At 67.8% G+C, this 21,518-nt stretch carries 17 protein-coding genes; 11 read left to right on the plus strand and 6 right to left on the minus strand.

The annotated features are described in order from the left end of the window. Positions 1-30: 30 nt before the first annotated feature. The 9 genes from LBW94_RS07240 to hpf all read left to right on the plus strand — a co-directional run bounded on the left by LBW94_RS07240 (position 31) and on the right by hpf (position 10,852). A complete protein-coding gene (locus tag LBW94_RS07240) occupies positions 31-549 on the plus strand; it encodes an NUDIX hydrolase (protein WP_225057427.1) in 519 nt (172 codons plus the stop codon). 539 nt (positions 550-1,088) lie between these two features. Continuing rightward, the gene (locus LBW94_RS07245; RefSeq protein WP_225057498.1) at positions 1,089-2,210 is read left to right on the plus strand and encodes an alkane 1-monooxygenase; all 1,122 of its coding nucleotides are present in this window, start codon (positions 1,089-1,091) and stop codon (positions 2,208-2,210) included. Between the two features lie 91 nt (positions 2,211-2,301). Then, positions 2,302-3,777 carry an adenosylhomocysteinase gene (gene ahcY / locus LBW94_RS07250; protein WP_225057428.1) on the plus strand — a complete coding sequence of 492 codons (1,476 nt, stop codon included), beginning with the start codon at positions 2,302-2,304 and terminating at the stop codon, positions 3,775-3,777. Between the two features lie 170 nt (positions 3,778-3,947). Continuing rightward, the gene (locus LBW94_RS07255) at positions 3,948-4,595 is read left to right on the plus strand and encodes a dTMP kinase (RefSeq protein ID WP_225057429.1); all 648 of its coding nucleotides are present in this window, start codon (positions 3,948-3,950) and stop codon (positions 4,593-4,595) included. Between the two features lie 78 nt (positions 4,596-4,673). After that, entirely contained in the window at positions 4,674-5,351 is a 678-nt protein-coding gene (mtrA, locus tag LBW94_RS07260) for an MtrAB system response regulator MtrA (protein ID WP_255634164.1), read from the plus strand. A gap of 44 nt (positions 5,352-5,395) precedes the next feature. Continuing rightward, a complete protein-coding gene (gene mtrB / locus LBW94_RS07265) occupies positions 5,396-7,315 on the plus strand; it encodes an MtrAB system histidine kinase MtrB (RefSeq protein ID WP_225057430.1) in 1,920 nt (639 codons plus the stop codon). Further along, positions 7,312-9,135, plus strand: coding sequence for an MtrAB system accessory lipoprotein LpqB (lpqB, locus tag LBW94_RS07270; protein WP_225057431.1), 1,824 nt, complete (start codon positions 7,312-7,314; stop codon positions 9,133-9,135). The genes mtrB and lpqB overlap by 4 nt, the downstream gene beginning before the upstream one ends. A 58-nt stretch (positions 9,136-9,193) precedes the next feature. Continuing rightward, positions 9,194-9,838: a ComF family protein gene (locus tag LBW94_RS07275; protein ID WP_225057432.1), complete on the plus strand. Its 645-nt coding sequence runs from the start codon at positions 9,194-9,196 to the stop codon at positions 9,836-9,838. Positions 9,839-10,018: 180 nt separating this feature from the next. After that, positions 10,019-10,852: a ribosome hibernation-promoting factor, HPF/YfiA family gene (hpf, locus tag LBW94_RS07280; protein ID WP_225057433.1), complete on the plus strand. Its 834-nt coding sequence runs from the start codon at positions 10,019-10,021 to the stop codon at positions 10,850-10,852. Positions 10,853-10,902: 50 nt separating this feature from the next. Here the strand turns inward: hpf and bluB are convergent, their stop codons facing one another. The 6 genes from bluB to LBW94_RS07310 all read right to left on the minus strand — a co-directional run bounded on the left by bluB (position 10,903) and on the right by LBW94_RS07310 (position 17,807). Continuing rightward, on the minus strand, positions 10,903-11,541 hold the full coding sequence (gene bluB / locus LBW94_RS07285) for a 5,6-dimethylbenzimidazole synthase (protein ID WP_225057434.1): 639 nt from the start codon (positions 11,539-11,541) through the stop codon (positions 10,903-10,905). 80 nt (positions 11,542-11,621) lie between these two features. After that, positions 11,622-12,878, minus strand: a complete 1,257-nt coding sequence (locus LBW94_RS07290; RefSeq protein ID WP_225057435.1) for a fatty acid desaturase family protein — start codon at positions 12,876-12,878, stop codon at positions 11,622-11,624. Between the two features lie 97 nt (positions 12,879-12,975). Next, the gene (locus LBW94_RS07295) at positions 12,976-14,454 is read right to left on the minus strand and encodes a fatty acid desaturase (protein WP_225057436.1); all 1,479 of its coding nucleotides are present in this window, start codon (positions 14,452-14,454) and stop codon (positions 12,976-12,978) included. 105 nt (positions 14,455-14,559) lie between these two features. Then, entirely contained in the window at positions 14,560-15,708 is a 1,149-nt protein-coding gene (locus tag LBW94_RS07300) for a ferredoxin reductase (RefSeq protein WP_225057500.1), read from the minus strand. 121 nt (positions 15,709-15,829) lie between these two features. Further along, a complete protein-coding gene (locus LBW94_RS07305) occupies positions 15,830-16,399 on the minus strand; it encodes a DUF6912 family protein (RefSeq protein WP_416276866.1) in 570 nt (189 codons plus the stop codon). A gap of 25 nt (positions 16,400-16,424) precedes the next feature. Further along, positions 16,425-17,807 carry a WS/DGAT/MGAT family O-acyltransferase gene (locus tag LBW94_RS07310; protein WP_225057437.1) on the minus strand — a complete coding sequence of 461 codons (1,383 nt, stop codon included), beginning with the start codon at positions 17,805-17,807 and terminating at the stop codon, positions 16,425-16,427. Positions 17,808-17,963: 156 nt separating this feature from the next. Here LBW94_RS07310 and LBW94_RS07315 point away from each other — a divergent pair, with 156 nt between their 5' ends. Beyond that, positions 17,964-18,485, plus strand: a complete 522-nt coding sequence (locus LBW94_RS07315) for an Rv3235 family protein (protein WP_225057438.1) — start codon at positions 17,964-17,966, stop codon at positions 18,483-18,485. A 161-nt stretch (positions 18,486-18,646) separates the two neighbouring features. Beyond that, on the plus strand, positions 18,647-21,511 hold the full coding sequence (gene secA, locus LBW94_RS07320) for a preprotein translocase subunit SecA (RefSeq protein WP_225057439.1): 2,865 nt from the start codon (positions 18,647-18,649) through the stop codon (positions 21,509-21,511). The last annotated feature ends 7 nt before the right edge of the window (positions 21,512-21,518 follow it).

The raw sequence follows: 21,518 nt of genomic DNA on the forward strand, positions 1-21,518 counted from the left end.
GGCGCGGCCGATGACCCGGGGCGGGCGGCGATGAGCGCGGAGTCGCTGCACACCTCGGCCCGCGATCTCATCGAATCCTGGCTCCCCGCAAGCGGTTCGGATCGATCACTGCGCGAGGCGCTGCTGGCCTTCCTGGGGTCCGCACCCCGTGGTTGCCTGCGTGAACACGCTCCCGGGCACATCACCGCGTCCGCGCTGGTGTTCTCCCACGACGAGCGCGAGTTGCTGCTGACTCTGCACCCTCGGGTCGGTCGCTGGATCCAACTGGGCGGCCACTGCGAGGAATCCGACGATTCCGTCGCGGCCGCCGCACTGCGGGAGGCGACCGAGGAGTCCGGTATCGACGGTCTGTCGATCGAACCGGCGCTGTACGGCGCGCAGGCCCACCCGATCACCTGCTCGCTGGGTGTGCCGACTCGTCACCTGGATCTGCTGTTCCGGATCAAGGCGCCGGAGGGGGCTGTTCCGGTGTGCAGCTCGGAGTCGCTGGATCTACGGTGGTGGCCGGTCGATGCCCTGCCCGACCACGCGGATGTGCTGCTGCGCTGACCGGGTGGGACGCGCCTTCGGGACCGAGTGGTGGAATCCCGACGGTTCCGGGCGCGCTGCTCGCGGGACGGGATGTGAGGGCGGCCCGGGCCGAGCGGCGGCGGATCGGCGGCCTGCCATGGGCCGACAGGCGGCGTCCGGCCCGGCCATTTCCGGCAACATCGCCCGGCGCGCGAAATCCGGTCGCCGGTATATAACGATTCGGCCAACCCGCGCCGGGATGCCGGTCGTCGGCTGCATACCGTTTGTGAACCGGATGTTTCCCGCGACTCGCGGTGCCACGGTGCGAACCCAGTGCTACCGAGAGTTTGCTCGCTGTGCGCTGACTGTACGGAGCTATAGTAAACGACTGTCCTTCAGTCCCAGAAAAGACCAACCAGTATGTATCAGATACAACTTTCGAACGGATCCGACTGGCGTCATGGACGTTTGGTCTGTACATATCTACTGGCGGTGGTTCAGAGATTTCTTAATGTGGAGTGGGCGTGCAAACGGTAGGCAAACAGTCGGCTTCGGCGGATCCCAAGCGGTACCTGTGGATGCTCGGGCTGATCGCGCCTGCCAGTGCGCTGTTGCCCTCGCAGTTGGTGTATTGGACGCAGTGCACGGTGCTGTGGTGGATCGGCCCGATCATCATTCTCATCGCGATTCCCGTGCTGGACTGGGTCGTCGGTGTGGACGGCAGCAATCCGCGTGACGAGGACTACGAGCGGTTGTCCGGTGACCGGTACTACCGATGGTGTACCTATATGTTCCTGCCGATGCAGCTCATCGGCCTGCTCATCGCCGCGCAGATGTGGGCCGGTGACGACCTCAGCGTGGTCGACAAACTGGGCCTGGCCAGCACCGTCGGCTTCGTCGGCGGCATCGGCATCAATGCCGCACACGAACTCGGCCATCGGGTGGAGTCGGTGGAACGGTGGCTGTCCAAGATCGCGCTGGCGCAGTCGGCGTACGGCCATTTCTATGTCGAGCACAATCGTGGCCACCACGCCCGCGTCGCCACCCCGGAGGATCCGGCCAGCGCCCGGCTGGGCGAGTCGCTGTGGGGCTTCCTGCCGCGGACCGTGGTCGGCAGCTTCCGGTCGGCGGTGCATCTGGAGCGGGATCGCCTGCGGCGCAAGGGTCAGCGCTTCTGGGGTGTGCACAACAATCTGTTTCAGGCGTGGGTGATGACCCTGGTGCTGTTCGGCGCGCTGGTGGGCATCTTCGGCCTGAAGATCCTGCCGTATCTGTTGTTGCAGGCCGTCATCGGCGCGTGGCTGCTGGAGGCCGTGAACTACATCGAGCACTACGGCCTGCTGCGGAGCAAGCGGCCCAACGGGATGTGGGCGCGCTGTTCGCCGGCCGACAGCTGGAACAGCGATCGGCTGGTCACCAATGTCTTCCTGTTCCACCTGCAACGGCACAGCGATCATCACGCCAACCCGGGGCGTCGCTACCAGACCCTGCGCAGCACCGCGGAATCCCCGCAGTTGCCGGCCGGGTATGCAACCATGATCGTGCTCGCCATCGTCCCCGCGATCTGGCGCCGGGTGATGGACCCGCGAGTGCTGGCCCATTACGAGGGCGATGTCTCCCGCGCCAATATCGCCCCGCGCAAGCGGTCTCGGATCCTCGCGGCGCACGGTGGTGAGGACGGTCTGACCGCCGCCGCCTGACACCGCTCGAAATCCGATGGCCCCCCATGCGTACCGTGTACGCATCCGGGCGGCTAGTCTCTCATGTGTACACGCCGACCAGGAGAGGCAGATGACGATCGCAGTGAGCAGCAAGATGACTGCCGACCACCGCAATGGGATCGATTTCAAGGTGGCGGACATGTCCCTGGCCGAGTTCGGCCGCAAGGAGATTCGGCTCGCCGAACACGAGATGCCCGGCCTGATGACGTTGCGGCGGGAATACGCGGAGGTGCGGCCGCTGCAGGGCGCGCGCGTCTCCGGTTCGCTGCACATGACGGTCCAGACCGCGGTACTGATCGAGACCCTGGTCGAGTTGGGCGCGGAGGTCCGCTGGGCCTCCTGCAACATCTTCTCCACCCAGGATCACGCGGCCGCGGCCGTGGTGGTCGGCCCGCACGGCACCATCGAGGAGCCGAAGGGCGTGCCCATCTTCGCCTGGAAGGGCGAGACGCTGGAGGAGTACTGGTGGGCCTGTGAGCAGGCACTCACCTGGCCGGGTGAGCCCGCCAACATGATCCTCGACGACGGTGGCGACGCCACCATGCTGGTGCTGCGCGGCGCCCAGTTCGAGCAGGCGGGCGTGATCCCGCCCGACGAGGAGAACCACTCCACCGAATACAAGGTGTTCCTGAACCTGTTGCGGGAGCGGTTCGACACCGAGAAGACCAAGTGGTCCGAGGTGGCGAAGTCGGTGCGTGGCGTCACCGAGGAGACCACCACGGGTGTGCTGCGGCTGTACCAGTACGCGGCCGCGGGTGAGCTGAGCTTCCCGGCGATCAACGTCAACGACTCGGTCACCAAGAGCAAGTTCGACAACAAGTACGGCACCCGGCACTCGCTCGTCGACGGCATCAACCGCGGCACCGATGTGCTCATCGGCGGCAAGAAGGTGCTGATCTGCGGCTACGGCGACGTGGGCAAGGGCTGCGCGGAGTCGCTGGCCGGCCAGGGCGCCCGGGTCCAGGTCACCGAGATCGACCCGATCAACGCGTTGCAGGCGCTGATGGACGGCTTCGACGTGGTCACCGTCGAGCAGGCGATCGGCGACGCGGACATCGTGGTCACCGCCACCGGCAACAAGGACATCATCAGCCTCGACGACATGAAGGCGATGAAGGACCAGGCCATCCTGGGCAACATCGGCCACTTCGACAACGAGATCGACATGGCCGCCCTGGAGCGCTCGGGCGCCGCGCGGCTGAATATCAAGCCGCAGGTGGACCTCTGGACCTTCAAGGAGTCCGGTAAGTCCATTCTGGTGCTGTCGGAGGGCCGCCTGCTGAACCTCGGCAACGCCACCGGCCACCCGTCGTTCGTCATGTCCAACAGCTTCTCCAACCAGGTGATCGCCCAGGTCGAGCTGTGGACCAAGCCGGACGAGTACGACAACGAGGTCTACCGCCTGCCGAAGGTGCTGGACGAGAAGGTCGCCCGCATCCACGTGGAGGCGCTCGGCGGCACCCTCACCAAGCTCTCCAAGGACCAGGCCGAGTACATCGGCGTGGACGTCGAGGGCCCGTACAAGCCGGAGCACTACCGCTACTGAGAGCTGTTGCCCCGCCGGGCTTTCCGAGCTCGGCGGGGCAATGCCCACGGGATCCGCGGCCGGATGCCCGGGATCCGGCCGGCGCCGGGATCCGATCCACCGCCGATTCCGGAGTTCGCCGCGGTGGTGGGGTGGCGAGGTTGTCGGGGGTGGGTTGTACCCTCCGTGGCATGGGTGCGTTGGTCGCGGTGGAAGGGCTCGACGGTGCGGGTAAGCGCACGTTGATCGAGGCCGTCGTCGGGGAGCTCCGGGCGCGCGGGGTGCGGGTGGCCACGCTGGCGTTTCCGCGGTACGGGCGGTCGGTGCACGCCGATCTCGCGGCGGAGGCGTTGCGCGGGCGGCACGGTGATCTGGCGGGTTCGGTGAATGCCATGGCATTGCTGTTCGCGCTGGATCGGTCCGGGGCGCGGGACGAGTTGGCGAAACTACTGGCGGACAACGACATCGTGCTGCTGGATCGCTATGTGGCCTCGAACGCGGCCTACAATGCGGCTCGCACCGGGCAGTCGGCCGAGGGGGAAATCGCCTCGTGGGTCGCGGAATTGGAATTCGGGCGATTCGAGCTGCCGGTGCCCGATCTGCAAGTGCTGCTGGACGTCCCGGTCGAGCTGGCCGCCGAGCGGGCACGTCATCGGGGCGAACTGGACAGTGCGCGAGCGCTGGACGCCTACGAACGCGACGAACTCCTGCAGCAACGCACCGCGGCGGTCTATCGTGTGTTGGCCGAATCGAACTGGCACGGTCCGTGGCGGGTGCACGGGGTCCATGACAATCCGGCATCATTGACCGCGTGCCTATCGGAAATACTTGCCCGATAGGGTTGGATGTGCGTCGGTACCGTACCAGTGTTGGCGGGATTGCCCGTTCCGAGCCGGAGAGATGACAACATAGTAGTTATGAAGCCGAAGATTCTGGTCGTCGACGACGATATGGCGCTCGCCGAGATGCTCACGATCGTCTTGCGCGGCGAGGGTTTCGACCCGCACGTGGTCGGCGACGGCACGCAAGCGCTCACCGCGGTCCGGGAGATCCGTCCCGATCTGGTGTTGCTGGATCTGATGTTGCCGGGCATGAACGGTATCGATGTATGCCGGGTGCTGCGCGCGGATTCGGGCGTGCCGATCGTGATGTTGACGGCGAAGACCGACACGGTGGACGTGGTGCTCGGTCTGGAGTCGGGGGCCGACGACTACATCGTCAAGCCGTTCAAGCCCAAGGAGCTGGTGGCCCGGGTCCGGGCGCGGTTGCGCCGGACCGAGGAGGAGCCGGCGGAGCTGCTCTCCATTGCGGATATCGTCATAGATGTGCCCGCACACAAGGTCACCCGTGGTGGTCAGCAGATCTCGCTGACCCCGCTGGAGTTCGATCTGCTGGTGGCGCTGGCCCGTAAGCCGCGTCAGGTGTTCACCCGTGAGGTGCTGCTGGAGCAGGTCTGGGGTTACCGGCACGCCGCCGATACCCGTCTGGTCAACGTCCATGTTCAGCGCCTGCGCGCGAAGGTCGAGAAGGATCCGGAGAACCCCGAGATCGTGCTGACGGTCCGAGGTGTCGGTTACAAGGCCGGACCGCCGTGATCGCTGCGCCCAGAAACCGCCTCGAGCGGTTACTGGCAGCAGCGGTGGCCTGGTTCAAGTCCGTGGGCGAGTCCCTGGGCCACGTGTGGCGACGCTCGCTGCAATTGCGCGTCGTCGTATCCACGCTCACCCTGTCACTGATCGTCATCGTGATCCTGGGCGTGGTTCTGACCAGCCAGATCACCGATCGGCTGTTGGACGCGAAGATCAACGCGGCCGTCGAGGAGATGGGCCGTGCCCGCAGCACGGTGGAGACCCAGCTGAACGGGGTGCACGACTCCAGCACCCAGCAGTCGCGGCTGGACGATGCCCTGCGCGCGCTGTCCTCGGGTTCCAGCCCGCAGGCCGGCAGCGCCGCGGCGGGCAGTTTCGATGCCGCGCTGCTGATGACCAACGACAACGGCCAGGAGATCACCGCCGGTCCTACCCAGGAGGTCCCGGCGGAGCTGCGCCGATTCGTGCAGCAGAACCAGGTCAGCTATCAATTCGCGACGGTCTCCGATGCCGACGGCTATCACGGGCCGGTGCTGCTGATCGGCAGTCCGAGTTCGCAGGTCTCCACGCTCGAGGTCTACCTGATCTTCCCGCTGACCAACGAGGAACGCAGTCTCTCGCTGATGCACGGCACCATGCTCGTCGGCGGTGTCGTCCTGCTGGTGCTGCTCGCCGCGATCACCGCGCTGGTCACCCGGCAGGTGGTGCTGCCGATCCGGTCCGCGGCCCGGATCGCGACCCGATTCGCCGACGGCCGCCTCAAGGAACGCATGGTGGTGCGCGGCGAGGACGACATGGCCCGGCTGGCGATGTCGTTCAACGAGATGGCCGAGAGCCTGTCGACGCAGATCACCCAGCTGGAGGAGTTCGGAAACCTACAGCGCCGCTTCACCTCCGATGTCAGCCACGAACTGCGGACCCCGCTGACCACCGTCCGGATGGCCGCCGATCTGATCCACGGTTCCAGCGACGACCTCGATCCCGCGCTGGCCCGCAGCGCCGAGTTGCTGGTCACCGAGCTCGACCGCTTCGAGGGCCTGCTCAACGATCTGCTGGAGATCAGCCGCCACGACGCCGGCGTCGCCGAGTTGCAGGTGGAGTCGCTGGACGTGCGGATGTGCGCGCGGGCGGCATTGTCGATGGTCCGGCATCTGGCCAAGGAATCGGGCGTCGAACTGGTGGTGGACCTGCCGGAGGAGCCGGTGGTCGCCGAGGTGGATCCGCGCCGCGTGGAACGAGTACTGCGCAACCTGCTCGCCAACGCGATCGACCACAGCGAGGGCAAACCGGTGCTGATCCGCATGCGCGGTGACGCCGACGCCAACGCGGTGGGGATCGTGGTGCGTGATCAGGGTGTCGGGTTGCGGCCCGGTGAGGAGAAGTTGGTGTTCAACCGGTTCTGGCGGTCGGATCCGTCGCGAATGCGGCGGTCCGGCGGTACCGGCCTGGGCCTGTCGATCAGTGTCGAGGACGCACATCTGCACGAGGGCAAGCTGGAGGCGTGGGGCGAACCCGGTGCCGGCGCCAGCTTCCGGCTGACCCTGCCGATGGTGCGGGGCCGCAAGCTGGGAGCGAGCCCGTTGTCGCTGGAGCCGCCGCGCCGCCGCCCGGCCGTCGAGGCGCCGGCGGCCGAACCGCCCGCCGAATCCGCGGAAACGCCGCAGGTGCTGGAAAATCCCGCCGCACAGGAGGATTCGGACGCGGCATCGCGACCGGGCCAGGGCCGCGTCGATCCGGCCGCCGTGCCGCCGGTGCACCAGCTGCTGGCCGATGTCGATCCGGCCCTGGGTCAGCACCCGGACCTGCTCGACGACGGCCCACCCGGCGAACCGGGCGCGGGTACCGCCGACGGCTCGAATTCCAATGGCTCGGCCCCGCACCGGGGTCCGGCACCGGGCTCCAGCAACGGCGTGGCCGGGGGTGACCGATCCGGTACCCCGGAGCACACCGATACCGGGGATGCGTCATGAGAGTGCGGTCCCGACCGCGTGAGATCCGCGTTCGTCTCGGTGTGGTCCTGTCGGCTCTGCTCATCGCCGCCGGATGCGCGAACCTGCCCGATTCGTCGGCGCCACAGGCGCTCGGCACCCTCGACAAGGAGCCGACCTCGGCGGGGCCGCCGACACCGGTGGCCGGCCGGGAGCCCGACTCGCTGCTACGGGATTTCCTGCAGGCCACCGCCGATCCGACCAACCATCATCAGACCGCTCGCCAGTACCTGACCCCGGGGGCCGCGTCGACCTGGGACGACACCGCCGGCACGGTGATCATCGAGAAACAGCCGGACACCCTGCGCGAATCCGGCACCCCCGATACGGCCACCTATCACGTGCGCGCCCACAAACTCGGTGATCTCGGCGCGGACGGCTCGTTCCGGGCCGCCACCACCTCGGTCGAGTACCGCTTCGACATGACGAAGGTCGACGGCGAGTGGCGTATCGACGAACTACCCGCGGGTGTGGTCATCGAGGACGCCGCGTTCACCAAGTCCTATCGGCGTTATCCGCTGTTCTTCCCGAACAACGCCGGCACCGCGGTGGTGCCCGATCTGCGCTGGGTCGCGCTGCGCAAGGATCAGCTGGCGCCACGGTTGCTGTCCATGCTCCAGGACGGCCCGCAGGAGACGCTCGCTCCCGCGGTGCGGAACATGTTGTCCGGCTCGGTCACCGTGCACGGTCCGATCACCAAACCCAACGGTGATCCGGAGGGGGTGGGGGTCGGCCCGGGCGGGGTGCAGATCGACTTCACCGGCGCCGCCGCGCTGGACCAGCACAGCCGGGAACTGCTGGCCGGGCAGGTGACGCTCACGCTCTACGCGGCCGAGATCTTCGGCCCCTACTTCCTGACCGGTGACGGCCGACCGCTCGACGATCGCTTCGCCGCCAGCGGCTGGACGCAGAACGATGTGAGCTATCTGAATCCGTCGGTGGTACACAACAAGATCGGCCTGCACGCCGTGCGCGACGGCTCGCTGGTGCGCGTGGATCCGGCCAAGCCCGAAGTGGTTCCGACGCCGGGCTATTTCGGCTCCGCGAAGAACCTGCAATCGGTGGCCCTGTCGCAGGACGGGCAACTGGTCGCGGCGATCGCCGACAGCGGCCATCCCGCGCCCGAACCGTCACGCACCCTGATCATCGGCACCTACGACGGCAACGCCTTCTTCTCGCTGGCCCAGGGCACCAGTTTCACCCGGCCGTCCTGGACCGCCGACGGCAGCGCCGCGTGGACCGTCGTCGACGGCGACCATGTGATCCGGGCCGTCCACGATCACAGCACCGGCAATGTCGCACCCCAGGACGTGGACATCTCCGCCCTGCTGTCGGTGCCGGTCTCGGTGTCGGATCCGGCGCCACGGCTGCCGATCACCGAACTGCGGATCTCGCGGTCCGGCGCGCGGGTGGCGCTGATCGCGGGCGGCAAGGTGTTCGTGGCGACGGTGGCGCCGCAGCCGGACGGGCAGTACGCGCTGACCTCACCGCTGCCGGTCGCCGCCACCCTGAGCACCTCGGCGGTCTCGCTGGACTGGGTGACCGAGGACAGCATCGTGGTGGTGCGGGAGGGCAATGTGGACCCGGTGGAACGGGTCGACATCGACGGCTTCCAGCCCAATCCGGAAACCAGCCAGAATCTGACCTCGCCGCTGCGGGTGGTGAGCGCCTCGCCGGACGGTCAGTACATCGCCGACGCGCGGGCGGTCATGCAGTTGCAGGCCGCGGAGCCCAACAGTGAGCGCTTCTGGCGCGAGGTGCCCGGCCTGGGGCCCACCGCGACCCCGGTGCTGCCGGGATAGGTGTGCGAAGCTGCTCGTTCGGAGCGGTGTTGTCGGGGCCGGTCGCGATAATCGGCGGATGCGAACTCTGCTGGATCTGATCCTCCCGCAGGATTGTGCCGGATGCGGCCGGTGCGGGGTGGGCTGGTGTGCGGACTGTGCGGAAAGCCTTGCGGGGCAGCCGTTCCGGGTGTGGCCCCGGGCCGATCCGGGGGTGCCGTGCTGGGCGCTGGGCCGCTATGCCGGGCCGCGGCGGCGCGCGGTGGTCGCGGTCAAGGAGCAGCATCGGCGGGAGTTGGCGGCGCCGCTGGGCCGGGAGCTGGCCAGGGGGCTGGCCGCGTTGCGGACGCCGCGGCGGCCCCTGGTGCTGGTGCCCGCTCCGGCCCGGCGCGCCGCGATCCGGCAGCGCGGGGGCGATCCGGTGGGCCGGGTGGCGCGGGTCGCCGCAAGTTTGCTCTCCGATTGCGCCGTGGCTCCCGTACTGCGCATGGGGCCCGGGGTACGGGACTCGGTGGGACTGCGCCCGGAGCAGCGGCGGCGCAATCTGGCAGGGCGGATAGTGGCACCAACCGGTTCGTTGCCGACGGCCCTCCGACACCCGGAGGCCGAGGTCGTGCTGGTCGACGATGTGCTCACCACAGGGGCCACGGCGAGCGAGTCGGTCCGTGCTCTGACCGGTGCCACAGTACACGTTCGTGCCGTCGTGGTGACCTGTGCCGCGTGAATGGGAGAAATTTGCGTGAACACTGGCGGATCGGTCGCTGGCGGCCTAGCGTGAGGTCTTAGAGCGAACCCGAACTCAGAGTTTGGAGGTGGCGCCTCGAACGACCTTCGTGCCGAGTTCCCAGCTGCGATACCAGCGGAACCGGACCTGCGAGACCAGGCGGCAGCCGGCGTCACCACGATGGGCCTCCCCGAGCATCGCATCGGCCGATTCGGCACGAATGAATTCCCGCCGCACGAGATCAGGCAGTGCGGCCAGATCCGGGAGGTACGCGTGACGACTTCACGTCCTTCAGTGAAAGAAGCAGACTCTACGGTTCGTATCGATGCGGCGGAATCCGCCGGATTCGATTACACGGGGCATCCGACGGCCGAACCGCCCCGCATACCACGTGCGGACGTCGTGGTGAAGGGCCGTAACGTCGAGGTTCCGGACCACTATCGGGTCCATGTCGCCGACAAACTGGCGCGACTCGAACGCTTCGATTCGTCCATCTACCTGTTCGATGTGGAACTCTTCCACGAACGCAATCGCCGCCAGCGCAAGAACTGTCAGCGGGTGGAGATCACCGCCCGCGGCAAGGGGCCGGTGGCCCGGGCCGAAGCCTGCGCGGACAGTTTCTATGCCGCCCTCGACCTGGCCACCGAGAAACTGGAGAGCCGATTGCGGCGCACCAAGGACCGCAGACGAGTGCATTACGGGGACAAGACCCCCGTCTCCGTCGCCGAGGCCACCGCCGATCTGATCGACGATACTATCGCGCTGCGCCCCGAAGGATCGTCCGGCACCGCTGAGCCCGGGTCCATCGACTCGCTCGCGGAAGACAACGCCGGGCCTGGACATATCGTCCGGACCAAGGTGCATTCGGCGATTCCGATGTCCGTCGACGACGCCCTCTATCAGATGGAGCTCGTCGGCCATGACTTCTTCCTGTTCCAGGACAAGGAAAGTGACCGGCCGTCGGTGGTCTACCGTCGCCACGCGTTCGACTACGGGTTGATCCGTCTCACCTGATCAGACCGGCCCGGCCGAATGCGGCCGGGCTGCACACCCTTTCACATCACTCAGTGATGGCGGTAGTTCTCCCAGTGCACCGCGTCGTCGAGGGAGCGGCGATCTCGCCAGCCGAACCGCTCCAGATCGGGGACCTGCTGGAATTCGTGCACCGGCCCGGCGCACAGCCAGGCGACCGGGCGGATGCCCGGCGGCAGGTCGATCAGTTCGGTGAGGAAGGGGGTGTCGTAGAAGCTGACCCAGCCCACGCCGACACCCTCGGCGGTGGCCGCGAGCCAGAGGTTCTGGATCGCGAGAATGGTGGAGTACAAACCGGTTTCGGGGACCGAGGCGCGGCCGAGGATGTGCTGACCGCCGCGTCCGTCGTCGTGGGTCACCACGATGCCGGTACCGCTCTCGGTGATGCCCTCGATCTTGATCGGCTCGAAGGTGCGGGCCCGCTCCGGCGGCAGCGACTCCCGGAACTCCAGGCGTTTGTCGGCGACGTGCGTGGCGAACCGCCGCAACGTCTCCGGCTTGCGCACGACGATGAAATCCCAGGGCTGTGAATTCCCGACGCTGGGCGCCTGATGCGCGGCATCGAGAATCCGCAGCAGGGTGGCATCGTCCACGACCTCACCGGTGAACTCGGCGCGCACATCGCGCCGACGGCGGATCACGTCGTAGACATTCGAACCTTCAGCAGACACGCGTACCAGTGAAGCAGAATGCCGTTCCCGCTCGTGGCGGTAGGTGGAAACCCGGCCGCTGACCGCGCCGGACTCGCCGGTCAGCCCACACTCGCGGCCACGGGGACCCGCTCGGCGGTACGCCGGCGGCGCTCCCGCAGCGCGGTGCGCAGGCCGCGGCGGCGGCCGGTGTTCGCGTCGACGGTGGCCAGGCCGCCGAAGGCGCGCTCCGACTTGGTCTCCGGAGCGTCGTCGGTGCCGCGGCGCAGGTACTTGTTCGGCAGCGACAGCTTCATGATGGTGCGCCACGCCTTGGCGTACTGCACCGGCAGCGAGCCGGTGGTGTAGGGCAGGTCGTACTTCTCGCACAGCGCCCGCACCCGGACCGCGATGTCGCGGTACCGGTTGCTCGGCAGATCCGGGAAGATGTGGTGCTCGATCTGGTGCGACAGGTTGCCGGTCATGAAGTGCATGAGCCAGCCGCCGGAGATGTTGGCGCTGCCGAGCATCTGCCGCAGGTACCACTCGCCCTGGGACTCGTTGTCGCAGTCGAACTTGGTGAATTTCTCGGCGCCGTCGGGGAAGTGGCCGCAGAAGATGACCGCGTTGGTCCACACGTTGCGCACGATGTTGGCGGCGATGTTGGCGGTCAGGGTGGATAGGAAGAAAGGACCGGTCAGCAGCGGGAACACCACATAGTCCTTGGTGATCTGCTTACCGATCTTCTTCAGCACCGTGGCGCGATCGTGTTCGAACGCGATCCGCTCGGGGCTGCCCTGCGCCCATTTCCGCTTCGCCAGCTTGCCCAGTTCCAGATGCTGGATGGCGACGCCGTATTCGAAGAACATCTGCAACAGCAGGTTGTACACCGGCTGGCCCAGATAGAACGGGGACCAGCGCTGGTCGCGGGTGACGCGCAGCAGGCCGTAGCCGATATCGTCGTCCATGCCCAGCACGTTGGTGTACTTGTGGTGCAGGTAGTTGTGGGTGATCTTCCAGTGCTCGGACGGACCGGCGTTGTCCCATTCCCAGTTGGCGGAATGGACCTCCGGATCGTTCATCCAATCCCACTGGCCGTGCATCACATTGTGGCCGATCTCCATGTTCTCGATGATCTTGGCCGTGCCCAGCAGGGCGACGCCGGCCAGCCAGGCCGGCGGGAAGATGCTCGCGAACAACACCGCACGGCCGGAGAGCTCCAGCCCGCGCTGCACCCGGATCACCTTGCGGATGTACTGTGCGTCCTTCTCGCCCCGGGAGGATTCGATCTCGCGGCGGATCGCATCGAGCTCCGTGCCGATCGCTTCCACATCCTCCGGGGTGAGGTGGGCGTACTCCTTGACATCCGATATCGCCATGCGGGTTACACTACCGTAGGTTACGGCGGCGTAGGTTGTCTCCGTATCGATTCACAGCTGTGGCGTACGCCGCATTGTGGTCGTCACCGAAGTGTGCCTAATTATTGCCGTCGGCATACCGGAAGTTTGCCGGCGTGGGCGCTATGCTGCGCCGCCGGCCCCGGGCCCGCCGCAACCGCCGCGCCGAATTCTCCTGCCGGGCCTTTTCCTGGAAGGCCAGCCCCGCTTCGCGCAGCGCTTCCTTTTCCTGTCTGGCCTTTTCCTGCAAGGCCTGTTTGGCCTCCCGCAGTGCTTGTTTCTCCTGCCGGGCCTTGTCGCGCAGTGCGGCCTTGGCCTCGATCATCGCCGACCGCAGTCCGCGGCGGCGGCCGGTCGCGGGATCGGTGCCCGGCCAATGCTGCTCCGCCCACTGCTCGGTGCGCTCCGACAGGGCAGGCAGCGTCAGCCCGGTGAACTTGCGCTCCGAGGAGGTCTCGGGCGCGTCGTCGGCGGTGCGGCGCAGGAAGCGGTCCGGCAGGGCCAGCTTGTGGATGGTCCGGAAGGCCAGCAGGTACTGCTTGCCCAGCGAGCCGGTGGTGTACGGCAGGTCGTACTTGTCGCACAGTTCCCGCACCCGCACGGCCACCTCGGCGTACCGGTTGCTGGGCAGATCCGGGAACAGGTGATGTTCGATCTGATAGCAGAGGTTGCCGCTCATGAACGCCATCGGGGCGCCCGCGCGGAAATTGGCGCTGCCGAGCATCTGCCGCAGATACCACTCCGCACGGGTCTCGTCGCCGAACTGTTCCTCGGTGAATTTCTCGGCGCCGTCCGGAAAATGGCCGCAGAAGATCACCGCGTAGGCCCAGAGGTTCCGGATCAGGTTCGCGGTCAGGTTGGCCTGTAGCGTTCGCTTCCAGCCTCGTCCGGTCAGCGCGGGGTGGATGACGAAATCCTTCATCACCTGCCGCCCGGCCTTGCGGAGGAATGCCTTGTTCGGCTCCGAGAGGAGATCGGAGCGCGGGACACCGCTCTGCTGCTTCTCGATCTTCAGATCGTGCAGCGCGATACCCCACTCGAACAGCGCGGCCAGGATCAGATTCGCCACCGGCTGGGCGAGATTGATCGGCTTCCACTGCTCGTCGCGGGTCATGCGCAGGATGCCGAAGCCAACATCGTCGTCCATGCCGACGATGTTGGTGTAGGTATGGTGCGAGTAGTTGTGTGCGCGCTTCCACTGCCCGGAGGTGCCCGTCATATCCCACTCCCAGGTGGTGGAGTGGATCTCCGGATCGTTCATCCAGTCCCATTGCCCGTGGCTGATGTTGTGCCCGAGCTCCATGTTCTCGATGATCTTCGCGACCGACAGCATGGCGGTGCCGACCAGCCAGGCCGAGCGTTTCCGGCCGGCGAAAAGGGTTGCGCGCCCGGCCGCCTCGAGAATCCGCTGGGCGCGAATCGTGCGCCGGATGTATTTCGCGTCGCGCTCACCCAGGGACTGTTCCACGGATCGGCGCAGGTCGTCGAGCTCGTGCCCGAGCGCCTCGATATCCGACGCCGTCAAATGGGCGTACGCCTTGATGTCGGTGATCGCCACCGGCCGGTCCTTCCGTGTCCGAAAGTGTGAGCGGATCCAGTCGGGCTCCGCCACGCAGGGTAACGGTTCCCGGTGAACGCCGTCCTATCCGTCGAGCATGAATTTCTATACGTCCAGCGTGCAATCACCGGCGGCGGCCGAGATGCAGGTCTGCACCTTTTCGCCGGTGGTGTGCTCGACACCGTTGCGCAGATCGCGCACGTGCCCGTCGGTGATCGTGACGACGCAGGTCTGGCAGATGCCCATCCGGCACCCGAACGGCATCTGCACGCCGACGTCCTCACCGGCCTGCAACAGGCTGGTGGCGCCGTCGACGGCGGTGCTGCGACCGGTGCGGGCGAAGGTCACGGTGCCGCCCTCGCCGACCGACGACCGCGGGATCTCGAACCGCTCCACATGCAGATGGTCGGCCAGACCCGCTGCGGCCCAATGATTCTCGATATCGGTCAACATGCCCAGCGGACCGCAGGCCCAGGTCTCCCGCGACTGCCAGTCCGGGAACAGGCTGTCCAGGCTGTCCAGGTCGAACTTGCCGTTCGCGCCGGTCAGGTGCACGTGCGAGGTGAAGCTCGGATGCCGGTCGTGCAATGCCCTCAGCTCGGCCGAGAACATCACGTCCTCGGGGGTGCGGGCCGAGTGCACGTGGATCACGTCGGTCATGTTGGCGCGCCGATCCATCGTGCGCAGCATCGCCATCACCGGGGTGATACCGCTGCCCGCGGTGAGGAACAGCGTCTTCGCCGGCGGCGGTTCGGGCAGCACGAAACCGCCCTGCGGCGCGGCCAGGCGCACGATCGTGCCCACCGGCACGCCGCTGACCAGGTGGCTGGACAGCAAACCCTCCGGCATCGCCTTCACCGCGATCGAGATCAGCCGCTTGCCGCGATTGTCCGGATCGGTCCAGTTCGGCGGGCAGGTCAGCGAATACGACCGCCAGTGCCAGCGGCCGTCGATCAGCACGCCGATGCCGATGTACTGGCCCGGGGTGAAGGTGAAATCGAAGCCCCAGCCCGGCTTGATCACGAGGGTGACCGCGTCGGCGGTCTCCCGGCGGACCTCCACGATGCGGCCGCGCAGTTCGCGGGCCGACCACAGCGGATTGACCAGATGCAGATAGTCGTCCGGCAGCAACGGCGTGGTGATGCGGGCGGCCGCGCCGCGTAGCGCGTTGAGCCGGGTCCGGCCCGCCGTCTTCGCCTCGGCGACCGGGGCCTCCAGCCATTCCCGCAGGCCGTGTACCGATTTCAGGACCATTGCGCTGTTGCTCATTTCCTCTGCTGACGATGTGCCGACGGGCGTTTCGACACCAAGGTTACGGGAACGTAGGTTGGTCCGGGCAGGGAGCTGGCTCACGCCCCGGTCGGGCCCGCGATCGTCAGAGCAATTCCAGCAGGAAGGGCAGTTCCTGGGCGGCGTACCAGGCCAGTTGATGGTCCTCGGCGTCGCCGAGGATGAACTCGGCGTCCTCACTGCCCAGATCCGCGGCGTCGATCACGGCGACCGCCTTGGCCACCTCGGGCTCGGCCTCGGCCAGGTCGACGTGCACGGAGGCGATGCGGTCGTAGCCGATCGGATCGGACAGCCGCACCACGCCCACGTCCAGATCGGGCCGGAAGCGGGCCCCGGTGACGTCGGCGGCGATCACCGCGCGGCGGTACACCGGTGCGATGTAATGACCACCGCCCTCGCCGGCGTCCTCGGGTGCGGTGTCGCCGGGCTCGGTGTCGGCGGCGGCCGCGTCCTCGCGCTCCTGGGCGAGCAGGCGCAGCGACGCGCGGGCGGCCTCGCTCATCGCGACCTCGGCGAGCTCCTCGTCGTCGCCGTAGGCGTACGCCTCGCGCAGCGAGGGCGTGACCGCGAAGGCGGTGCCGTTGATCGCGCGGATCTCCCGCGCGGTCACCAGCTCGCGCAGCATCGCGACGGTGGCGGGGACGTAGACCCGCAGCGTGCCGCTGGTGGACCGCTTGTCCTCACTGGGCGCAGGCACCGAGCATCTCCTCCATGGATTCGTGCATCGCCGCGGACAGTACTCCGATATCGGCCATCGCATCGCGGTCGGCGTTCAGTCCGTAGAACACCTGACCGTCGTAGACGGTGATCCCGATGCTCGACGCCTGGTTGCGCAGCAGGGGTGACACCGGATACATCTCCAGTGTCCGCGCGCCCGCGAGGTACATGGGCTGGGTCGGGCCGGGGGCGTTGGTGATGACCAGGTTGAAGGTGTTGCCGGCGAACGTGCTGGCCGAGCGCACGCTCAGGGCGTGCAGGCTGGCGGGTGCGAAATTCGGCAGTTGCACCAGCGTCCGGTGCGCCGCGTCGAGCCGGCGCCGGGAGTGCGCGGCGGTGGCGTGCCGGATGTGCGACAGCCGCATCACCGGATTCGGTTCGCCGACCGGCAGATCCACCAGGATGGACTGCGCCGGTCGCGGCCGCTCGCACATCGAGGCCGGGACCACCGCGCGCAGCACCTCGGATTCGGTGAGCACCTGCCCGCGCGCCTGCAGGAAGATCCGCAGCGCGCCGGTCACCACCGCCAGGATGACGTCGTCGAGGGAGCAGCCCGCGGACCGGCCGATCGTGCGGTAGTCGGCCTGATCGGTGCGCACCACGTCGAAGCGGCGGTGCGGGGAGGTCGGTGTGTTGAACGGGCTGCCGGGCGCGACGGCGCCGCGCACCGCCGACACCATCTTCTCCACCGCGCGGCCGGCGGCGCCGACCAGGGGCGAGGCGTCCGATCCGGCCTGCCAGAGCAGTTCCAGCGCGGTGCCGGGCTGTCCGGCCAGCTCGACCAGCGAGCGGGCCAGCAACTGCGCCTCGCCCGGCTCCTGCGCGGCGGCCCAGCGGTCGCCGGTGACCGTGCGCGGCGCCGGGCCGGTGTCGAACAGCACCTGGCCGATCTCGACCGCGCCGCGCCCGTCGACCAGCGCCGAATGGGTCTTGGTGAGCACCGCGCGACGGCCGCCGGACAGGCCCTCGATCAGATACATCTCCCACAGCGGCCGGGTGTGGTCCAGCGGCAGGGCGGTCAGCCGCGCCACCAGTTCGAACAGCCGATCGTCGGCGCCCGGACCGGCCAGGGTCGCCCGTCGCAGATGGAAGCCCAGTTCGAAGCGGCCGTCGTCGACCCAAACCGGGCGGCCCAGGGCGAACGGCACCTCCCGCACCTTGCGGCGGTAGCGCGGGACCAGCGACAGCCGGGCGGCGACCAGATCGGTCAGCCCGCCGTAGTCCAGCGGAGGGCGCGCCGGGTCGTCGGGGTCTCCCACGATCGCCAGCGAGCCGACATGCATCGGGTTGCGACTCGATTCGAGCCGATAGCACGCCGCGTCCTGCGGCGTCAGCCTCGTGATCACCGTGCCGGGCTCCTTCGGTACCGGATACCGCCCTCCATTGTGGTGCCTGACCGACCCTTATTCCGGAAACCTTCGGCGAAGTTGTGGCATTTCGTGATCGAGTGGCAAGCTGTGGCCGTTCGCGGTGCAGGGGGCTCGACAGCGAGGGGGTTGCGGATGTCCGATCGGGAGCCGTCCCGCGTGCTGGCGCCCGCGCCGGTCTTCGAACCTCCACTGGCCGATGTTCCGGGCGTGTCGGGCACCGCGGCGAATTCGGTGCGGCAGTGCGCGACCAGGCCGGAGCGGTGGTGCCGCACCCGGCCGGAGCGGCAGCGGCCGTCGGCTCCGCAGTGTGCCGGACCCGCACCCGATTCCGCCGCCGACACCGCGGTGCGGCGGTTCGCGGAGCGGGCCGTGCGGGTCGTCCTGGAAGCGGTGGACGGCCGCCGCCCGGTCGCGCAGTTGGCGCCGCTCGCCGATCCGGCCGTGATCGCCGCGGTGACGACCGTGGTGCGTACCGCGGCGGCGGAGCGGCGGCTGGGCCCGGCGGTGGCGCTGGCGGTGAACGTGGCGGTGGTCCGGCCGCACGTGGCCGAGGTGTTCGGCAGTTACGAACGCGGCGGACGGCGATTCGCACTCGCCGCTCGAGTGATACACAGCCGCCGGGGGTGGCGGCTGGCGGTTTTACGACTACGGTGAGATCGAGTGCGGGGCATCGGCCGGCGCACCTGCGGCGGCTGGTCCGGCGCCCGCGGTGGTGAGCTCACGGCGCCTACGATGGAAGCCGCACTACCATGAACGTTGCTGCTGGGAGTAGCACCGAAAGAGAACGACAACCGACCAGAGGACTGACGAGACCCGTGCCTGCGCTGACACTGACGAGGTTGCTACGTTTTGGTGAGGGTCGCACCGTCAAGCGGCTCGCGCATCTGGCCGACGAGGTCATCGCTCTGGACGACGAGTACACCGCCCTCAGCGATGCCCAGCTGCGAGCCAAGACCGACGAGTTCCGCGAGCGCTACGCGGACGGCGAAACCCTGGACGAGTTACTGCTCGACGCCTTCGCCACCGCGCGCGAGGCGTCCTGGCGCGTGCTCAACCAGAAGCACTACAAGGTGCAGATCATGGGTGGCGCCGCCCTGCACATCGGCAACATCGCCGAGATGAAGACCGGTGAGGGCAAGACCCTGACCTGTGTGCTCCCCGCCTATCTCAACGCGATCTCCGGCGACGGCGTGCACGTCGTCACGGTCAACGACTATCTGGCCAAGCGCGACGCGGAGTGGATGGGCCGCGTGCACCGCTTCCTCGGCCTGAGCGTCGGCGTGATCCTCGGTGGCATGAATCCGGCCGAGCGCCGCCAGTCCTACGCCTCCGACATCACCTACGGCACCAACAACGAGTTCGGCTTCGACTACCTGCGCGACAACATGACCCACTCGCTGGACGATCTGGTGCAGCGCGGGCACAACTTCGCCGTGGTCGACGAGGTCGACTCGATCCTCATCGACGAGGCCCGCACCCCGCTGATCATCTCCGGCCCCGCCGACGCCTCCAGCAAGTGGTACGCCGAATTCGCGCGCATGGCACCGCTGTTGAAGAAGGACGTCCACTACGAGGTGGACATCAAGAAGCGCACGGTCGGCGTGCACGAGGCGGGCGTGGAGTTCGTCGAGGACCAGCTCGGCATCGAAAACCTGTACGAGGCCGCCAATTCGCCGCTGGTCAGCTATCTGAACAACTCGGTGAAGGCCAAGGAGCTCTACACCCGCGACAAGGATTACATCGTCCGTAACGGCGAGGTCATCATCGTCGACGAGTTCACCGGCCGCATCCTGCCGGGCCGTCGCTACAACGAGGGCATGCACCAGGCCATCGAGGCCAAGGAGGGGGTGGAGATCCAGCCCGAGAACCAGACGCTGGCCACCATCACCCTGCAGAACTACTTCCGCCTCTACGACAAGCTGTCCGGCATGACCGGTACCGCCGAGACGGAAGCGGCGGAGCTGCACCAGATCTACGCCCTCGGCGTGGTGCCGATCCCCACCAACAAGCCGATGGTCCGCTTGGACCAGGCCGACCTGATCTACAAGACCGAAGAGGCCAAGTACCAGGCCGTCGCCGACGACATCGCCGAGCGCAACGAGAAGGGCCAGCCGGTGCTGGTCGGCACCACCTCGGTGGAGCGCTCGGAGTACCTGTCGAAGTTGCTGACCCGCCGCGGGATCCAGCACAACGTGCTGAACGCGAAATTCCACGAGCAGGAAGCGCAGATCATCGCCGAGGCCGGTCGGCCGGGCGCGGTCACCGTCGCCACCAATATGGCCGGTCGTGGTACCGACATCGTGCTGGGCGGCAACCCGGACATCATCGCGGACCTGTTGCTGCGCAAGCAGGGTCTGGATCCGGTCGACACCCCCGACGAGTACCAGGCGCACTGGCTGCCGGCGCTGGAGCGGGTCAAGGAGCAGGCCGACGTCGACGCCGAGGCCGTGCGCGACGCCGGTGGCCTGTACGTGCTGGGCACCGAGCGGCACGAGTCCCGCCGCATCGACAACCAGCTGCGCGGTCGCTCCGGCCGGCAGGGCGATCCGGGTGAGTCCCGGTTCTACCTGTCGCTGGGCGACGAGCTGATGCGGCGCTTCAACGGCGCCGCGCTGGAGTCGATCATGACCCGGCTGAACCTGCCCGACGAGGTGCCGATCGAGGCGAAGATGGTGTCGCGCGCCATCAAGAGCGCCCAGACCCAGGTCGAGCAGCAGAACTTCGAGATCCGCAAGAACGTCCTCAAGTACGACGAGGTGATGAACCAGCAGCGCACCGTCATCTACGCGGAGCGCCAGCGCATCCTCTCCGGTGAGGACATGGAGGGCCAGGTCCAGAACATGATCTCGGATGTGGTCACCGCGTACGTCGACGGCGCCACCGCCGACGGTTACGTGGAGGACTGGGATCTGGACAAGCTGTGGGGCGCGCTGAAGACCCTGTACCCGGTCAGCCTGAACCACAAGGATCTCACCGGCGAGAACGAGTTCGGCGAATTCGAGGATCTGTCCCGCGAGGAGCTGCTCGATGCGATCCTCGACGACTCCCACGAGGCGTACGAGCGGCGCGAGAAGGAGATCGACGGGCTGGCCGGATCCGGCAGTATGCGCAACCTGGAACGCCAGGTGCTGCTGACCGTGCTGGACCGGAAGTGGCGTGAGCACCTCTACGAGATGGACTATCTCAAGGAGGGCATCGGCTTGCGGGCCATGGCGCAGCGCGATCCGCTGGTCGAGTACCAGCGCGAGGGCTTCGACATGTTCCAGGGTCTGCTGGAGGGTCTGAAGGAGGAGTCGGTCGGCTTCCTGTTCAACCTCCAGGTCGAGGTGCAGCAGGCGCCGCCGCAGCCGACGAGCCTGCCGGTCGACCCGGGCCTGCGCTCCCCGGTCGGCGCCGGTGTCGGTGGCGGGCGGCCCGCGCTGCCCAGCGACGACATGCCGACACCCGCCAACGGCACCGCGATCCCCGCGGCTCTGCGTGCCCGGGGCATCGACGCGCCGACCGTCGGTGGCCTGCGCTACTCGGGCCCGGACGAGGGCGGGCATGCGGCGGTCCACAGCGACGCGGAGGAGTACGGCGCGCCGCATCAGGCGGACGGCCAGACCCGGCGCGAGCGCCGCGAGGCCGCCCGTGCCGAGACCAAGACCGATCGTGCGCCGAAGTCCAAGCGCCGCAAGTAGTTCCGTG

Origin of the sequence: Nocardia sp. alder85J (assembly GCF_020176955.2) — a bacterium.
Lineage (GTDB): Bacteria > Actinomycetota > Actinomycetes > Mycobacteriales > Mycobacteriaceae > Nocardia.